This window comes from Pseudomonas ceruminis, from assembly GCF_021602025.1.
Lineage (GTDB): Bacteria > Pseudomonadota > Gammaproteobacteria > Pseudomonadales > Pseudomonadaceae > Aquipseudomonas > Aquipseudomonas ceruminis.
This window is the reverse complement of record NZ_BQHW01000002.1, coordinates 138798-155242: the sequence shown is the minus strand read 5'-3', so window position 1 is coordinate 155242 and position 16445 is coordinate 138798. Positions and strand designations below refer to the sequence as shown.

13 protein-coding genes, 1 pseudogene and 2 riboswitches are annotated in these 16445 nt (G+C 63.8%); of the genes and pseudogenes, 7 read left to right on the top strand and 7 right to left on the bottom strand.

What is annotated here, in order from left to right; translation table 11 throughout:
* The first annotated feature begins 181 nt into the window (after positions 1-181).
* The 3 genes and pseudogenes from gntR to L6D80_RS30215 all read left to right on the top strand — a co-directional run bounded on the left by gntR (position 182) and on the right by L6D80_RS30215 (position 2604).
* The gene (gene gntR, locus L6D80_RS03050) at positions 182-1201 is read left to right on the top strand and encodes an HTH-type transcriptional regulator GntR (RefSeq protein WP_176514052.1); all 1020 of its coding nucleotides are present in this window, start codon (positions 182-184) and stop codon (positions 1199-1201) included.
* A 26-nt stretch (positions 1202-1227) separates the two neighbouring features.
* Positions 1228-2067, top strand: a pseudogene (locus tag L6D80_RS30220) (PAS domain-containing protein); the annotation flags it as partial.
* Positions 2068-2145: 78 nt separating this feature from the next.
* Positions 2146-2604: a methyl-accepting chemotaxis protein gene (locus L6D80_RS30215; protein WP_371418573.1), complete on the top strand. Its 459-nt coding sequence runs from the start codon at positions 2146-2148 to the stop codon at positions 2602-2604.
* On the opposite strand, the gene L6D80_RS03040 is transcribed toward L6D80_RS30215, so the two are convergent.
* From L6D80_RS03040 to L6D80_RS03015, 6 genes are all read right to left on the bottom strand, one after another.
* A complete protein-coding gene (locus L6D80_RS03040; protein ID WP_302474970.1) occupies positions 2579-5857 on the bottom strand; it encodes a transporter substrate-binding domain-containing protein in 3279 nt (1092 codons plus the stop codon). The genes L6D80_RS30215 and L6D80_RS03040 overlap by 26 nt on opposite strands.
* Positions 5858-5867: 10 nt before the next feature.
* Positions 5868-6482 carry a response regulator transcription factor gene (locus tag L6D80_RS03035; protein WP_054899577.1) on the bottom strand — a complete coding sequence of 205 codons (615 nt, stop codon included), beginning with the start codon at positions 6480-6482 and terminating at the stop codon, positions 5868-5870.
* 274 nt (positions 6483-6756) lie between these two features.
* On the bottom strand, positions 6757-7509 hold the full coding sequence (cobM, locus tag L6D80_RS03030; protein ID WP_176514048.1) for a precorrin-4 C(11)-methyltransferase: 753 nt from the start codon (positions 7507-7509) through the stop codon (positions 6757-6759).
* Positions 7510-7541: 32 nt separating this feature from the next.
* Entirely contained in the window at positions 7542-7952 is a 411-nt protein-coding gene (locus L6D80_RS03025; protein WP_176514046.1) for a cobalamin biosynthesis protein, read from the bottom strand.
* Positions 7952-8641, bottom strand: a complete 690-nt coding sequence (locus tag L6D80_RS03020; protein ID WP_054899574.1) for a CbtA family protein — start codon at positions 8639-8641, stop codon at positions 7952-7954. Before L6D80_RS03020 ends, L6D80_RS03025 begins: the two co-directional genes overlap by 1 nt.
* 9 nt (positions 8642-8650) lie before the next feature.
* On the bottom strand, positions 8651-8836 hold the full coding sequence (locus L6D80_RS03015; RefSeq protein WP_054899573.1) for a CbtB domain-containing protein: 186 nt from the start codon (positions 8834-8836) through the stop codon (positions 8651-8653).
* 101 nt (positions 8837-8937) lie between these two features.
* Positions 8938-9160: riboswitch (cobalamin riboswitch) on the bottom strand.
* Between the two features lie 67 nt (positions 9161-9227).
* A riboswitch (cobalamin riboswitch) is annotated at positions 9228-9436 on the top strand.
* A gap of 100 nt (positions 9437-9536) precedes the next feature.
* On the opposite strand from L6D80_RS03015, the gene cobW reads away from it, so the two are divergent.
* The 4 genes from cobW to L6D80_RS02995 are packed head-to-tail and all read left to right on the top strand — an operon-like array spanning position 9537 to position 16040.
* A complete protein-coding gene (gene cobW / locus L6D80_RS03010; RefSeq protein ID WP_176514044.1) occupies positions 9537-10604 on the top strand; it encodes a cobalamin biosynthesis protein CobW in 1068 nt (355 codons plus the stop codon).
* Positions 10605-10607: 3 nt separating this feature from the next.
* Positions 10608-14369, top strand: coding sequence for a cobaltochelatase subunit CobN (cobN, locus tag L6D80_RS03005; RefSeq protein WP_176514042.1), 3762 nt, complete (start codon positions 10608-10610; stop codon positions 14367-14369).
* Position 14370: 1 nt separating this feature from the next.
* Positions 14371-15372, top strand: coding sequence for a magnesium chelatase ATPase subunit I (locus L6D80_RS03000; RefSeq protein ID WP_176514040.1), 1002 nt, complete (start codon positions 14371-14373; stop codon positions 15370-15372).
* A 35-nt stretch (positions 15373-15407) separates the two neighbouring features.
* Positions 15408-16040, top strand: a complete 633-nt coding sequence (locus L6D80_RS02995; RefSeq protein ID WP_054899569.1) for a vWA domain-containing protein — start codon at positions 15408-15410, stop codon at positions 16038-16040.
* Positions 16041-16156: 116 nt separating this feature from the next.
* On the opposite strand, the gene L6D80_RS02990 is transcribed toward L6D80_RS02995, so the two are convergent.
* Positions 16157-16423: a hypothetical protein gene (locus tag L6D80_RS02990; RefSeq protein ID WP_054886513.1), complete on the bottom strand. Its 267-nt coding sequence runs from the start codon at positions 16421-16423 to the stop codon at positions 16157-16159.
* Between the last annotated feature and the right edge of the window lie 22 nt (positions 16424-16445).

The window sequence follows — 16445 nt, the reverse complement described above, 5'->3', positions numbered from 1 at the left end:
CTGTCTCGTGCTGAACGAAACGCCATCTGCCCGGTGTTATTGATCTTGTCGTTAAGCAGTATGGACGCATGGCAGGGAGCATGGGGTAGCCGCTACCAAAGATTACATTGCCTGCGTCCTGAGACAGCGCTACCTTAGTGGCCGTTCACATCCCTTGGCAAGTAGTAAAATTACAACATTCATGTCCCGCTCAGGCTCTCGTACTACCGGTCGTCCCACTCTGGCGGAAGTCGCCAGGTTATCCGGGGTTTCCCCGATTACTGCTTCGCGCGCCCTGCGTGGTGTCAGCACTGTTGCCCCGGCGCTGGTGGAAAAGGTCATTGCCGCAGCGGCGAGCCTGGGTTACGTCGCCAACCCGGCGGCGCGGGCGCTGGCGTCTGCACGCAGCCAGTCGGTCGTGGTGCTGATCCCGTCGTTGTCCAACCAGCTGTTCATCGACACCCTGGAGGCTATCCACGAAGTGATGCGCCCACGCGGGCTCGAGGTGTTGATCGGCAACTATCACTATGACAACGACGAAGAAGAAAACCTGATTCGCAACTATCTGGCCTACCAGCCGTGCGGCATGCTGCTGACCGGCTTCGATCGCAGCGACGCCGCACGGCAGATGCTGGCGGCCAGCGGTGTTCCTTGTGTGCACATGATGGAGCTGGGCGGCGAGGCGGGGGCGCTGTCGGTTGGCTTTTCCCAGCAGCAGGCCGGACGTGCTGCTGCCAGGCATCTGATCGAGCGGGGCCGGCGACGCCTGGCGTTCATCGCGGCGCAACTCGACCCACGGGTCATGCAGCGAGCAGAGGGTTTCCGCCAGGCGCTGGCCGAGGCCGGCCTGGCTGCCAACGAGCTGGAGGTATTGGCACCGCAACCATCGTCAATCGCGCTGGGCAGTGAACTGTTCACCCGCTTGCTGGCGCAGGCGCCGGATGTGGACGGCATCTTCTTCTGTAACGACGACCTTGCCCAAGGGGCTGTGTTACAAGCCCTGCGTCAAGGCATTGAAGTGCCACGCCGGGTGGCCATGGTCGGTTTCAATGATTTGCCCGCCTCGGCGCACATGGTCCCGCGGCTTACCTCGATTCGCACGCCCAGGGCTGCCGTTGGGCGAGGCGCGGCACTGGCCTTGCTGGCGTTGCTCGACGGCAAGCGTGTAGCCACCGAGCAGCAGGACCTGGGCTTCGAACTGGTGGTGCGAGAGAGTTCCTGATCGCCGAGCAATAGCAATGTGCTTGCATGCCGAGAACGCCGATCTATGCTCAGGAAACCCCGCGCATAAAGGACCCAGGCGCCATGTTCGACTTCCACCGCAAGTCAGATTTGATCGAGATTCAACGCACTCGCCAAGCCTTGGCCGACGCGCAAGCCAAGCTGGCCGCGATCAGCCGTTCCATGGCAATGATCGAGTTCTCACCTGACGGTACCATTCTCGACGCCAACGCCCATTTCTGTCAGGCGATGGGCTACAGCGTCGAAGAATTGCGCGGAAAGCACCATCGGCTGTTTTGCGACCCGGCCTATAGCAAAAGCGCCGAGTACCGTCAGCTATGGCTCGAATTGGGGCAGGGCAAGGCTATCAGCGGCACGTTCGAACGGGTCGACAAGGCAGGCCGCGAAGTCTGGCTGGAGGCCAGCTACATGCCAGTGCTCGATGAGCACCTGCAGGTCACCAGTGTGATCAAGGTGGCTGCCGATATCAGCCAGCGCGTAAAGGATGAGCATGAAAGCAAGAGCTTGCTCACCGCCATCGGCCGCTCCATGGCAGTCGTCGAATTCAGCCCAGAGGGGCGGGTGATCAAAGCCAACCAGAACTTTCTGACCACCATGGGCTACCGCCTGGAGGAGGTCGCTGGCCGTCACCATGGGCTGTTTTGCCATGCACACGAGCGAGAATCGGCTGGCTACCGTGAGTTCTGGGCTTCGCTGAACCGGGGCGAGTATCACGCTCACCGTTTCGAACGGGTCAACAAGCACGGCCAGACGGTGTACCTCGAGGCTTCCTACAACCCGATTTTCGATAACAAAGGCCGGTTGTACAAGGTGGTCAAGTTCGCCAGTGATATCACTGCCCAGGTCAGTACTCAGCAAAGCGCTGCCGAAGCGGCTCATGCCAGCTCGGTACAGACCGATGCCTGTGCGCGCAAAGGTACCGAAGTGGTGCAGCAGACCGTTCAGGTGATCGAGCAGATTTCCCAGGAACTCAACGACGCGGCGCGTAGCATCGACGCGGTCAGCAAACAGTCGGACGTGATCGGGCAGATTGTGCTGACCATTCGCGGCATCGCTGACCAGACCAACCTGCTGGCCCTCAATGCCGCCATCGAGGCAGCCCGCGCGGGTGAGCATGGTCGCGGCTTTGCCGTGGTCGCCGACGAGGTGCGCAACCTGGCTGCGCGCACCAGCAAGGCAACGCTGGAGATCGTTGATGTGGTGCGGCAGAACCACGACCTTTCGCTCACCGCGGTGGCCAGCATGCAGTCGAGCCTGTCGCGGACCGGGCGAGGGGTTGCCTTGGCCAACGAAGCCGGTACGGTGATCATGGAGATCCAGCAGGGCTCACGGCACGTGGTCGATGCCATCAGCCAGATCAACTCGACGCTTCAATTGCACTGAGGGCTTCGGCCAGCTCGCGCAGCAAGGTTCGTAGGCTGGTTTCGAGCTGCTGGCGTAGGGCGTCGGTGGGTATCCCCTGGGCGTGGGCCTGTTCAATGGCTTCGCAATCGCGCACCACGCCGCGCACCCTGAGCATCTTGGCGCCACCTTTGATACGGTGCACGACGGGGCGCAGGTCGTTGCCTTCCGGGGTGGCGCCGAGCGCGCACAGAGCAGCAAGGTCTTCACTGGCACTTTGCGCAAGTTGCTCAAGCAGGCGTCGAGCCAATTGCTCGTCGTCCTGGGTCAGGTGACGGAGTTCGTTCAGGTTGAAACCGCTGGCCCTGGCGGCCGGTGCGCTGGGGTCAGCGCCTGCTTGTGGCAGGTGTGCTTTGAGGGCGTTCAGGCCGATCGGCTTGAACAGGCAATCATCCATGCCGCTGGCCAGGCAACGCTCGCGTTCCTCGGCCTGGGCGTTGGCGGTGACACCGAGGATTCGGCAGCCGGGCAACCCGCGTTCGCGCTCCAGTTGGCGAATTCTGCGGGTCAGTTCGTGACCGTCCATGACCGGCATGCTGCAATCGGTAATCACCAGGTCGAACGCCGCATTCTGCCAGCAGGCCAGCGCTACTTCGCCATTTTTCGCCAGGGTGGTGCGATGGCCCAGGGTCGTGAGCTGTTTTTCCAGCAGCAGCAGGTTGGCGGGGTAGTCATCGACCACCAGAATGTCCAGCGGCCCGCGTTCGCCTGCCTGGGCAGGTGCGTGGTGTTCATCGGGCGCGGGTGCTTCGCAGGTCGATAGCAGCAAATGCACCTGCACCTTGGTGCCGATGCCCTGAACGCTTTGCAGGGTCACGGTGCCGCCCATCAGTTCGGCCAGCGTACGGCTGATCACCAGGCCCAGGCCGGCGCCCTGGCGCGCCCGCGGGCCTTCGGCTTGAACGAAGGCGTTGAACAACCGAGCCTGGTCGGCCGCGGCAATGCCAACGCCTGTATCCCGGACGCACAGCGCGACCTGCACCTGGTTGCCAGCGTTGGCTGGGGTAAGCATCAGGCTCGTGTGTACCTCCCCTCGCTCGGTGAACTTGATGGCATTACTCAGCAGGTTGGAGAGGATTTGCTTGATGCGCAGCGGGTCGGCCAGCACCCAGGCTGAGCCGTTGGGCAGCTCGCTTTGCAGGTGCAGGCCCTTGGTCCTCGCGTTGCCCTCGAACACTCGCACCGTGCCGCGCACCAGCTCGACCAGGTCGGTGGCGACTGGTTGCAGGGTCATGTGCCCGGATTCGACCCGTGAAATGTCGAGAATGTCGCCAATCAGGCCAAGCAGGCCAATGGCCGAATCGTAGGCGGTATGCAGGGTGAGGGGGTCACAGCGGCCGGCACGGCTGTCTTCCAGGGCCAATTCGAGCAGACCGATCACCGCATTCATGGGCGTGCGGATCTCGTGGCTCATGGTGGCCAGGAACGTACTCTTGGTCTGGCTGGCGAGCTCGGCGTCGTCTTTGGCCTGGCGCAGCTGTTCGAGCAGGCCACGGCTGAGGGCCAACTGCACCTGCAGCGCGCGCTGTGCTTCGGTACGTTGATGGATGAGCTTGCGCAGGTAACTGTTCCAGAACACCACACCCGCCAACAGCAGGGCAGACAACAGCAGCACCTGCAACACCAGCGTGCGGTAGTTTCGCCAGGGGCTGTCGCTGACCAATGAGCTGGTGCGCCAGCGATTGATCAACTGATCCAGCTCTTCCGGGGGGATGCTCAGCAGCGCCTTGTCCAGGATGGCCTGCAACTGCGGCTCGCCGGGGGTAACGGCGAAAGCCGCGATGGCTTGTTCATCGCCGAGCACACGGGCGATGCGCAATCGATCCTTGAATACGTGGCTGATGTAGTACGACGCGTTGATGTGGCTGCTGTACGCGACTTCTGCGTCGCCATTGGCCACCGCTTCCATCAAGCCCAGCGGATTGTTCACCTCGACAATCTGTGCATCCGGGTATCGCCCCTGCACATCTTCGCGCAGGTGCGAGCCATGCAGCAGGGCGATGCGCTGGCCAGGTAGGCTGCGGGTCAGCAGCGGCCAGGCAGGCTGGTTGCGGGTTACCAATACTCTGGGGCTGACCAGGTAGGGCCGGGTGTAGCGCAGATGTGTGGCGCGCTCGCTGCCGTAGCCCAAGGCACCGATCATCTGCGCCTCGCCACGTGCCACCTGTTCGACCATGGTTTGCACGCTGTCGCGCTCGATGAACCGGAACTGTAACCCGGTACGCAAACTGATCTGCTTGAGCAGGTCGACGGTAATACCACTTATGCGGTGCTGGGCGTCATTGAAAGTGAGCGGGGCCAGCGCCGTGTCCACCAGCACCGTGACGTTCGGATGGCGAGCTATCCACGCCTGCTCCTCATCGGTAAGGGCTGACAGCCGGCGCTCGAGCAACAAGCTGGTGTTGCCGCTGGTCCAGCGGCGCAGAATAGTCAGCCGCTCGCTTTCGGTGATCCTGCCCAGCGCGGCATTCACCAGACGGTGCAAGCGTACATTGTCATTGGCCATGGCGAAGGAGAAGCTGCCTGCAGGCCCTTGGCAGAAATGGTCGATCTTCAACGTACCCTGGAAGCTCTTACCGATCAGAAAGTCGGTACTGATGGCATCGCCCAGGTAGGCATCGGCCTCACCCATTTCGACTGCGGCCAGGCCGGTCAGGGTGGAGCGGTAGAGGCTCAGTTGTGCCTTGGGGTAAAGCGAGCGCGCGGACTCACCCGGCAGGTAGTGATCGACCATCGCCAGGCGCAGGCCGGCAAGGTCGGCGTCGTTTTTCAGTGTCCGTCCTTCGCGGGTGACAATGACGGGCAGATCATCAGCATAGGGAAGGCTGAGGCTGATGTGGGCATCGGCCGCCTCGAAGCCGTTGGAGCTACCCAGCAAGTCGATCTTGCCTTCACGCAGGGCTGTAATCGCTTCCTGGCGGCTGGAAAAGCGCCTGACCTCAATCGGTATGCCCAGCTGCTCGGCAATCAGCCCAGCATAATCGGCGCTGAGGCCTTCGTAGTCGGCCAGGCTGACATTGATCTCGAAGGGCGGGTAATCGGGGCGCGAGCTGCCCAGTAGCAACACGTTGCGCTGCTGTAGCCATTGCCGGTCTTCAGGGGCCAGTTGCATGGGTTGCGCCGCGCTGGCGGCGCGGGCCAGCAGGTGCCGTGGCTCGCTGTCGGCAAGCGCGGCGAGCGAGCTGCAGGCCAGGGCCATGACCAGGAGCACGGCTACCGGCACGCGTGTGATCATGGCTAAACGTTCAATTGACGTTGTTGCGCTTGGCCAGATCAACCATTTCCACCAATGACTCAGTCTTGAGTTTATCCATGATGCGGCCACGGTATGTGCTGATGGTTTTGGCGCTGAGGTTCATGCACGCGCCGATGTTCTTGTTGTTTTCGCCGCGGGCCAGACGCCTCAGCACTTCCATCTCTCGATTGGACAGGCTTTCCAGGCGCTTGGGTTCGCTGTCGAGGGTATTGCTGTTGACCGACATCTGGGGAAAGGTGGAATACCCCTTGACCAGCGCCTTCAACGCAAAGATCAGGGCTTCATGATCTTCGTCCTTGGTCACGAAGGCACCGATGCCAGCATCCAGACAGCGGCGCACGTACAAGTCTGTAGCCTGCCCGGTGAGCACCATGATTTTCGGTGCCGGCTCCAGCAACTGCAGGCGCTTGATGACCTCCATGCCATCCAGGCCTGGCAGGCCGATATCCAGTACGACCACATCAGGCCGCAGTTTGGAGGCGACTTGCGTCACTTCGCTGCCATCACCGAGTTCGCCAACGACTTGAAAGCGCTCACGCTCGAGAAGCAGGCGCAGGGAAAGCCGAACGATGGGGTGATCGTCGACGATCAGCACAGTTGTCATGAAGCTAGCTCCTGTCGGAATGGGGTCAGTTTCCTGCGGTTAAACAGGAAATGGCTGTAAGGGCGTCTGCAGGGCAGCACGATACGTCCATTCCGGTCACTTGATAATGGCGAGTATAGATCTGTAGAACAAGTACGGCGGATTTGTTGAAAAGTCCTACAAAATTCCCGAAATCAGGCATAGGTTGGCCATTTTCGACGCGGCTTAGGTAGCGCCAGGCCCACCCCGGCAGGGCGGGCCAGTCGGCCTGCGGCTTCTGCCGGTCTGGCAGTGTTCAGTCCGCTGGCCGATAAAGGTGAGCATGGCCAGCGCGGTACAGGGCCGAGTTTGCGAATGGGGCGTCGCCCAGTACATGGCCCACGAGGATCAGCGCGGTGCGCCGGAAACCCTTGGTGGCGACGCGCTCGACGATATCGCCCAAGGTGCCGCGCACCCAGTCCTGGTCTGGCCAGGTGGCGCGATGAACCACGGCGATCGGGCAGTCACGACCGTAATGGACAAGCAACTCATCGACAATGCGCGCCAGGTGCTTGACCCCGAGGTGAATGGCCAATGTAGCACCATGCCGGGCCAGGTCGCCCAGTTGCTCGCCCGCCGGCATGGGCGAGCTGTCGCCGTAACGGGTGAGGATGACCGTTTGTGCCACCTGCGGAAGGGTCAGCTCACAGCCGAGCAGCGCGGCGCTGGCGGCAGTGGCGGTAACCCCAGGGATGATCTGATAATCGATGGCCAGTTCGCGCAGGTGGCGGATCTGTTCGCCGATAGCGCCATACAGGCTAGGGTCACCACTGTGGACGCGGGCAACATCCTGGCCTTTTTCATGGGCCGCACGCATGGCGGCGATGATCTGTTCCAGGTGCAGTTCGGCACTGTTGATGACCGTCTCGGCCTGATGGCCTTCAAGCACCGCGGCAGGCACGAGGGACCCGGCATAGATGATCACCGGGCATTGGCGGATCAGGCGCTGGCCCTTGACCGTGATCAGTTCGGGGTCGCCGGGGCCGGCCCCGATGAAGTAGACCGTCATGGGAAATCCTTGCAGGTAAATAGAGGTAGCGATTATCCGCCGCAGGCGAGGGCGAGGGTAGCGGCGCCGAGCGATTGGCGCGGTACCAGCAGCGTGGCGGTGCCGTGCGCGTGGTAGGCCATGGCCAATGCGGCGCTTTCGGCAACGCCCCAGCAACCTGTGTGGGCGTAGGCCACGGCAGAACGGTGACTGAGCATAGGCTCGAAGGTTTGCAACCGGCTGGGCTCGAATGCCACAAGCGGCAGATCGTGGAGCTTGGCCAGTTGCTGCAGGCCAGGCTCATCGGCTTTCAAGGCAATGCTGGCAATGCCACGCAAGGCACTGAGCGGTAAACCCTGCTGATTCAAAACCTGGCGCAGCACTGTGTCGAGGACCTCCAGCGGGCAGCCGCGTCGGCATCCGAAGCCGGCGTATAGCGCCGGCTGGGTGCATTCGCTGGCCATCAGGCCTGGCTGGAGCGGCGATACAGCCAGGCGCTGAGCAAGCCCAGGGCCAGCCAGAAAGCCGCGTTGGTGACCCAGGAAGCGATCTTGAACTGGGTTTCCAGTGCCTCGGGAGCCAGGCTTTGGTGAACGTCTGGCTGTGGCGCGCCGATCACATGGGGCACGACCAGCAGAACCGCACCGAGTACCTTGAACAACCAATGCCGGGCGAACACCAACAGTGCCAGGCCGAGCGCGGTCGCGGCAGCGGTACCGATCCACCAGCTCTGTCGCTGGCCGAGGTCAGCGGCGGCGGTGCCTGGCAACTCCGGCGGCAGGCCAAGGGTGGGCGCGAGGCAAAACACGGCAAAACCGGCCAGGCCCCAGAGAGCGCCGGTGGTGACGCGGTTGGGTTCGCGCAGGCTGTACAAGGCTGCCAGGATCAGGGCAAAGCCGACCGCGACGACCAGATTACCGCCGGTGGTCGAAAGGATGCGCTGCCAGCCGTCTTCCGGCGACCAGGCTTCGTCGTTGTGCTCGTGGCCACCGGCCTCTTCGCCATGGCTGTGATGCTCGGCGGCCGGGGCTGCCGACTCATAGGTTTCCGCCTGGAGGATCAACGGTGCGACCCAGAAGCTTTGCAGCAGCGTCAACAACAGGGCTGCAAGCAGGCCGCTGAACCCGGCGGTGCGGGCAATGCGCTTGATCATGGGGCGGTCTCAGTGGCAGGGGAAGGCGGCGCTGTGACGGGTGTCGTGCGCGGCGTTATGCACCGCTTCGATGTGCGAGAAGCCGGCGAAATAGATCAGGCACAGGCCCAGCAGGCTGGCGCCGAAGGCAATAACCACGCGCTGGCTGAGGGTGACGGGGGTGGCGATGCTGTGTTTGGCGCTGGTGACGGGCATGTCGCGTTCCTCTACTTGCTTCTATTAAGGGGCAACGGGCAAGCGCGGCAGCCCCGGGTGCGGATGGCCCAGGGGAATGCGACAGCGCCCGCCCACCGCGGGGTGTTCATAAGCGCCAGGCCGGTCTCCGGGCTTGCGAGGAAGAGCAGGGCTCTTGGAAAGCATCACCTTCCCATGCCTGACGACGTGGCACAGTGGTCTGGACGCTTCGCTCGCTTACCGTTGCGGGGGCAGCACCGGCTCTGTCCGGCCCTGATCGAGGGCCTGCGACGCACCGGTTTCCCGTTTCACCCCCGTGGGGGCACCTGAACGCAAGGTGTAAGGAGAGCACGGGGGAGGGGTTGCGTCAATCGCAGCGCGCGCCAACAGTTGACCACCCGCCACCCCCCGCGTAGCCTTGCCGCTTCGAGGTTCTTCGGCCACGCCGAAGCTAAGACGGGAACGCGGTCCAAGCCGCGGCTGCCCCCGCAACTGTAAGCACCGACAACGGATCGACACTGCCACTGCGCCCTGGCGCGGGAAGGCGTCATCCGACCAGGCCTTGTTCGACCAGGCCGGGACGGTGCAAGCCAGGAGACCTGCCTCGAGACGATTTCGACTCTCAACCGGGCGGGGTGATCCGGTGGCGAACGAGCCCGGCCAGCCTGGCCTGCGGCTTTCGTCCCGCATGCCCGCGCCATCCTGCCAAGGGCAACGCGACATGAAAACACTGGCCAAGCTCCCCGTCACCATCGTTACCGGCTTCCTCGGCTCGGGCAAGACCACCTTGCTTCGGCACATGCTCGATAATGCCCAGGGCCGCCGTATTGCAGTGATCGTCAACGAGTTCGGTGAGCTCGGTATCGACGGTGAGATCCTCAAGCAGTGCAGCATCGGCTGTACTGAAGAAGAGGCCACTGGCCGAGTGTATGAGTTGGCCAACGGCTGCCTGTGCTGCACCGTGCAGGAAGAGTTCTTCCCGGTCATGCGGGAACTGGTTGCCCGGCGTGGCGACCTTGACCACATCCTGATCGAAACCAGCGGCCTGGCCCTGCCCAAGCCCCTGGTGCAAGCTTTCCAATGGCCAGAAATTCGCAATGCCTGCACCGTCGACGCCGTGATCACCGTTGTCGACAGCCCGGCCGTGGCTGCCGGTACCTTCGCCGCCTTCCCGGACCAGGTCGACGCGCAGCGCAAGCTTGACCCCAACCTGGACCATGAATCACCGCTGCACGAACTGTTCGCCGACCAGTTGGCCAGTGCCGACCTGGTGGTGCTCAACAAGGCCGACCTGATCGACGCCGAAGGCCTGGCCAAGGTGCGCGCCGAGGTTGCCGAAGAACTGCCGCCGGCGGTGAAGGTGATCGAGGCCAGCAGCGGCCGCCTGCCAGTGGATGTGCTGTTGGGGGTCGGCGCGCAGTCCGAGGTACACATCGACGGCCGCCGTACCCACCATGATTCGCACCACGACGGCGACGATCATGACGACCATGACCATGATGCCTTCGATTCCATTTCCATCGACCTGCCCGAGGCCGACGAGGCCCTGCTGCTCGACGCCCTCACTCAGTTGGTCGTGGAGTTCGGCATTCTGCGCGCCAAGGGGTTTGCAGCGATCCCTGGCAAGCCGATGCGCCTGCTGATCCAAGGAGTAGGCACTCGGTTCGACAAGCACTTCGACCGCGCCTGGCGTGCCGACGAGCCGCGCATCACGCGCCTGGTGCTCATTGGTCAGGACCTGGACGCCGTGCAACTGGAAGCTCGCCTGCGCAACGCGCTGGGCGCCTGACCCATGCACCTGCTGCGGGCCCAGCCCGGCGGCTTCGTGCCGGACGACAGCATCGCCGACCTCGGCCAGACACCCGCCGAGCTGGTGATTCTCTGCAGCGGCGACTCACACCTGGCGTTGCTTGCCGAAACCGCCGAGCAGTTGCCGGGTGATTTCCCCAGCCTGCGCCTGGCCAACCCGATGCAGGTGCAGAACCATGCCTCGGTCGACCTGTATGTCGACCAGGTGCTGCGCCATGCCAAGGTCATCCTGGTGTCGTTGCATGGCGGCGTCGGCTACTGGCGTTACGGTGTCGAACAACTGGTGGCGCTCGCATCGCGGGGTGTGCAACTGATTCTGGTGCCCGGTGACGACCGCCCAGACCCGGAGCTGACCGGGTTGGGCAGCGTCACCGGTGCGCCAGCCGAACGCCTCTGGCACTACCTGCGCCAAGGCGGCAAGGCCAATGCCGTGAACCTGTTCCACTGCCTGGCCAACCAATGGCTGGGCCGCGACTACCCGTGGGACGAGCCCCAGCCGCTGCCACGCACCGCCCTGTACCACCCGGCCAAGGCCAGTGCGGTGCTCGACGATTGGTATGGCCAGTGGCACCCGGACTTTCCCATGGCGCCGCTGCTGTTCTACCGCTCTCACCTGCAGGCGGCCAATACGGCCTTCATCGACGTATTTTGCGAACGCCTGCAGGCGGCCGGGCTCAACCCGCTGCCCATTGCCGTCGCCAGCCTCAAGGAGCACGCCTGCCTGGAGCAGGTGGAGAGCTGGCTGGATGAGGTTGGTGCCGAGGTGCTGATCAACACCACCGGTTTTGCCCTGTCCAGCCCGGAGCGCCCCAATCTGCGGCCGTTCCGCCGTGACATCCCGGTGCTGCAGGCCATCTGTGCGCAGGACAATCAGCCCGGTTGGGAGGCCAGCGAGCAGGGGCTGGGTGCCCGCGACCTGGCCATGCACATCGTCCTGCCCGAGCTGGATGGGCGTATCATCACCCGCCCAGTGAGTTTCAAGGACATGGCGTGGCGTAGCGAGCGCAGCCAGTCCGATGTGGTCTGCTACCGTGCCCACCCCGAGCGCATGGACTTCGTCGCCGAACTGGCCAGGCGCTGGGTGGAACTGGCGCGCCTGCCCCATGGGCAAAAGCGCGTGGCGCTGGTGCTGGCCAACTACCCGACCCGTGACGGGCGTATTGGCAATGGCGTTGGGCTGGATACCCCCGCGGCCGCGTTGAATATCCTCAAGGCGCTGCAGGCCGAAGGCTATCCCGTGGGCGGACTGCCGAGCAGCGGCACGCAGTTGATCCAGCAACTGCTGGGCGGAGTGACCAACGACCTCGATCACCTCGACCAGCGCCCCTGCGCCCAGAGCCTGAGCCTGGTTGACTACCAGGCGGCGTTCGAGCGCCTGCCCGAGGCCAACCGCCGGGCCGTCCTGGAGCGCTGGGGAGCGCCCGAGCAAGACCCAATGCACCGCAGCGGCCGCATGATGGTGGCCGGCCTGCGTTTTGGCCTGACGTTCGTGGGTATTCAGCCGGCCCGTGGTTATCAGGTCGACCCTAGTGCCGTGTACCACGACCCGGATCTGGTGCCGCCGCATGGTTACCTGGCCTTCCACTTCTGGTTGCGCCATACCTTTGCCGCCGATGCGGTGATCCACGTAGGCAAGCATGGCAACCTGGAGTGGCTGCCTGGCAAGGGTGTCGGTCTGTCTGCCGAGTGTTGGCCCGATGCATTGCTTGGCCCGCTGCCCAACATTTACCCGTTCATCGTCAACGACCCCGGCGAGGGTGCCCAGGCCAAGCGGCGCACCCAGGCGGTGATCATCGACCACCTGATGCCGCCATTGACCCGTGCCGAAACCTACGGCCCGTTGCGCCATCTGGAGCAACTGGCCGATGAGTTCTATGAAGCGCAGATGCTCGATCCACGGCGCGCCCGTGAACTGCAGCGCGATATTCTTGAATTGGTCAAGGCCAACCACATCGACCGCGAACTGCAGCTTGAAGGGCAGCTCGACGATGCCACGGTGTGGTTGCCGCGTCTGGACACCTATTTGTGCGACCTCAAGGAGTCGCAGATCCGCGACGGCCTGCATGTGTTCGGTCAATCCCCGCAGGCACGGCTGCGCATCGACACGTTGCTGGCTTTGCTGCGGGTGGAGCGGGCTGATGGGCGCGGGGGCAATGCCAGCCTGCTGCGCATGCTCGCCAAGGCGCTGGAACTGGGCTTCGACCCGCTGGACTGCGACCTTGGGCAACCTTGGCCAGGCCCGCGCCCCGCGCGGTTGCAGGCCTTGAGTGACGCGCCATGGCGCACCTGCGGTGACACCCGCGAGCGCCTTGAGCTGTTGGCACTGCAGGTGATCGAACAGGCGCTGGGCGATCACCTGCAACTGCCTGGGGATGCGCAATGGCAGCCTGTGCACGAGGTAGTCCGAGCATTGCGCGAGCAGGTAGCGCCTGACCTGGATGCCTGCGGCCCCGCGGAGCTCAACGGCCTGCTTGCGGCCCTGGCGGGGCGCTTCGTGCCAGCAGGCCCCAGCGGCGCACCCAGCCGGGGGCGCCTGGATGTGCTGCCCACAGGGCGCAATTTCTATACCGTGGATGTGCGCAACTTGCCGACCACCACGGCCTGGCGGCTGGGGTTCGCGTCGGCGAACCTCATCCTCGAGCGCCATTTGCAGGACCATGGCGACCACCTGCGCCAGCTCGGCTTGTCAGTATGGGGCACCGCGACCATGCGCACCGGGGGTGACGACATTGCCCAGGCCATGGCGCTGATGGGCGTGCGCCCGGTATGGGCCAACGGCAGCCAGCGTGTCGACGATTTCGAAATCCTGCCCTTGAGCGTGCTCGACCGCCCTCGGGTGGACGTCACCTTGCGTGTCTCGGGCTTTTTCCGCGATGCCTTCGGCAACCTGATCCGCCTGTTCGATGCAGCGGTGCAGGCGGTGGCAGCGCTGGACGAACCGGAGGCGTTCAACCCCTTGGCAGCGCGGGTGCGTAGCGAACGCGAGACGTTGCAAGCACAGGGAGTGGCCGCCGAGCAGGCTGCTCGTCAGGCCGGCTGGCGGGTATTCGGAGCCAAGCCTGGCGCCTATGGTGCCGGAGTGCAGAATGCCATCGATGGCCGCTTGTGGCACAGCCGAGACGACCTGGCCGAGGTGTATCTGAACCATGGCGGTTACGCGTATGGCGCCAGCGACGACGGCACACCGGCGCGGGCGCAGTTTGCCCGACGCCTGGGCCAGGTCCAGGCCGTACTGCAGAACCAGGACAACCATGAGCATGACCTGCTCGATTCCAATGACTACTACCAGTTCCAAGGGGGCATGCTGGCGGCGTCCGAGACGTTGTCCGGCGCGGCGGTGGCCAGCTATCACGGTGATCACAGCCAGGTCGACAGGCCGCGCATCCGTACCCTGAAAGAGGAACTTAACCGCGTCATTCGGGCCCGCGCCTTGAACCCCAAGTGGATCGACGGGGTGAAACGCCACGGCTACAAGGGTGCGTTCGAGCTGGCGGCAACGGTCGACAATCTGTTTGCCTTCGATGCCACCACGCACCTGATCGACGACCACCACTACCAGGCGTTGGCCGAGGCCTATGTGCTTGACCCAGCGACCCGCGACTTCATGCGTGAGCATAACCCCGAGGCGCTGCGCGACCTCACTGAGCGCCTGCTGGAAGCCCAGCAGCGTGGGCTATGGGAAGCCCCCGGTGACTATCGCGAAGCCCTTGAGGAGCAACTGCTCGATGGCGAGGAACAGGCTTGAAATGAGTGAACCCGTGCAATTTCCACTGGCCGCCGTCGTCGGTGCCGACGACCTCAAACTGGCTCTGTGCCTGACCGCCATTGACCCGAAGATTGGTGGTGTGCTGATCGAGGGACCGCGTGGCATGGCGAAAAGCACCTTGGCCCGTGGTTTGGCTGACCTGCTCGGCGAGGGGCCGTTCGTCACCTTGCCGCTGGGCGCCAGTGAGGAGCGCCTGATAGGCACGCTCGACCTCGATGCCGCGCTGGGCCAGGGCAAGGCCCAGTTTTCGCCCGGCGTGCTGGCCCAGGCGGACGGTGGCGTGCTGTATGTCGATGAGGTCAACCTGCTGCCCGATACCTTGGTGGATCTGCTGCTCGACGTGGCCGCAAGTGGCACCAATCGGATCGAGCGTGATGGTATTTCCCATCGCCACAGTGCCCGTTTCGTTCTGATTGGTACCATGAACCCCGAGGAAGGCGAGCTGCGTCCGCAGTTGCTGGACCGCTTTGGCCTGAACGTGGTGCTCGAAGGTTTGCCAGCGCCAGAGGCACGCCAGCAGATCATTCGCCGGCGTTTGGCCTTCGACACTGACCCACAAGGTTTCTGCGAACAGTGGGCTGCGGCTCAGGCACAACTGCGCGAGCGCTGTCGGGCCGCGCGACAACAACTGGCGGCCATTGCCCTGGATGACCAGGCGCTGGCCTGGATCACCGAGCGTTGCTACGCCGCTGGGGTTGATGGCCTGCGTGCAGACTTGGTCTGGTTGCGTGCTGCCCGGGCACATTGTGCCTGGCGAGGGGGTGAAACGATTGAGCAGGGCGATGTGGACGCTGTGGCGGAGTTCGCATTGCGCCATCGGCGCCGCGTGTCCCCCGACACCGTGCAGCCGTCTACCCCGCCTCCGGCCGGCCGCCAGGATACACAAAGCCAGGGCGGGCAGGGCGATTGGGGGGCGCTGCCGGCGCAACCGGTGGCCAGCGGTGCCCGGCGCGAGGTGCCAGACTGGGCAAAAAAGCCCTGAGCATCCGCCCATCTGGCTTGAAGGTGACGGATGCCATGCCCCGGCTTGGTAAGCAGCCTGGCGCCACCCGTGGCCGGGCAGTGGCGGCCGGTATAGGTGCCGTGGCTTGGCTTCCCACGTTGCTCAAGGGCCGCCCGCGACTGCGCCAGGACCTCTGCTGGCAGCAGCGCAAGGCCCGCACTGCCGAGTTATGGCTGGTGATAGTCGATGCCTCGGCGTCGACCCGACGTCACCAGGCGCTGGCCCAGAGCAAAGGGCTGTTGGCCACTCTGTTCGACCAGGCGTATCGCCAGCGCGCCCGTTTGGCATTGCTCACGGCCAGCGGCGGTACACCGCAGTGGCAACGCCATGGCCTGAAGGCTTCGGCAGCTTTGCAGCCATGGCTGCAAGCACTGGGGGCTGGAGGGGGGACACCGCTGATCGCCGCGTTGGAACAGGCCCAGCGTTGGTTACAAGCGCGGCACAAGGCCCACCCTCACGAGACGCAGCGCTGCCTGATCTTTACCGATGGTCGCCTGCAGCGTTGGCAGGCCGTGCAACCGCTGCCTTGTGCCACACTGCTGGTGGACATGGAGTTGGCGCCGGTTCGCCTGGGGCGTGCACGTCTTTTGGCCGAACAATTACAGGCCCAATACCAGCATCTTGAGCAGTTCAAGGTAAAGAACTGAGTAATAACCAACACAGCTGGCGCGACACTATGTCGCAATAGGAATATTATCGCACAGGGTAATTAGCGCGTGATGCAAGTGCGCGCCGGGTACGCACTTGCAAGCCACCGCGGCTATTACTTGGGCATCGACCAAGGCTGCAGGTCATAACCTTTCTGGCTCAGTTCGGCGCGCACTTCTTCGATCAGGCTGGCCCACTGGGCCGGGTCAGAATAGATGCGCGAGGAGACTTGTTTGCTGCCAATGCGGGTGCTGGTCCGGTCGATCACTGCCAGGCTCAGTTCACCAGTGCCATTGGGTGCATCCCAGGCTACGCACTGGAAGGGTTCGAAGGCGTGGTCAGCAATCAGCAGTGCTTCGTTGACACGGAGCGGGGCATTCATGGTTCGGTCTCTCTGTTGGTCC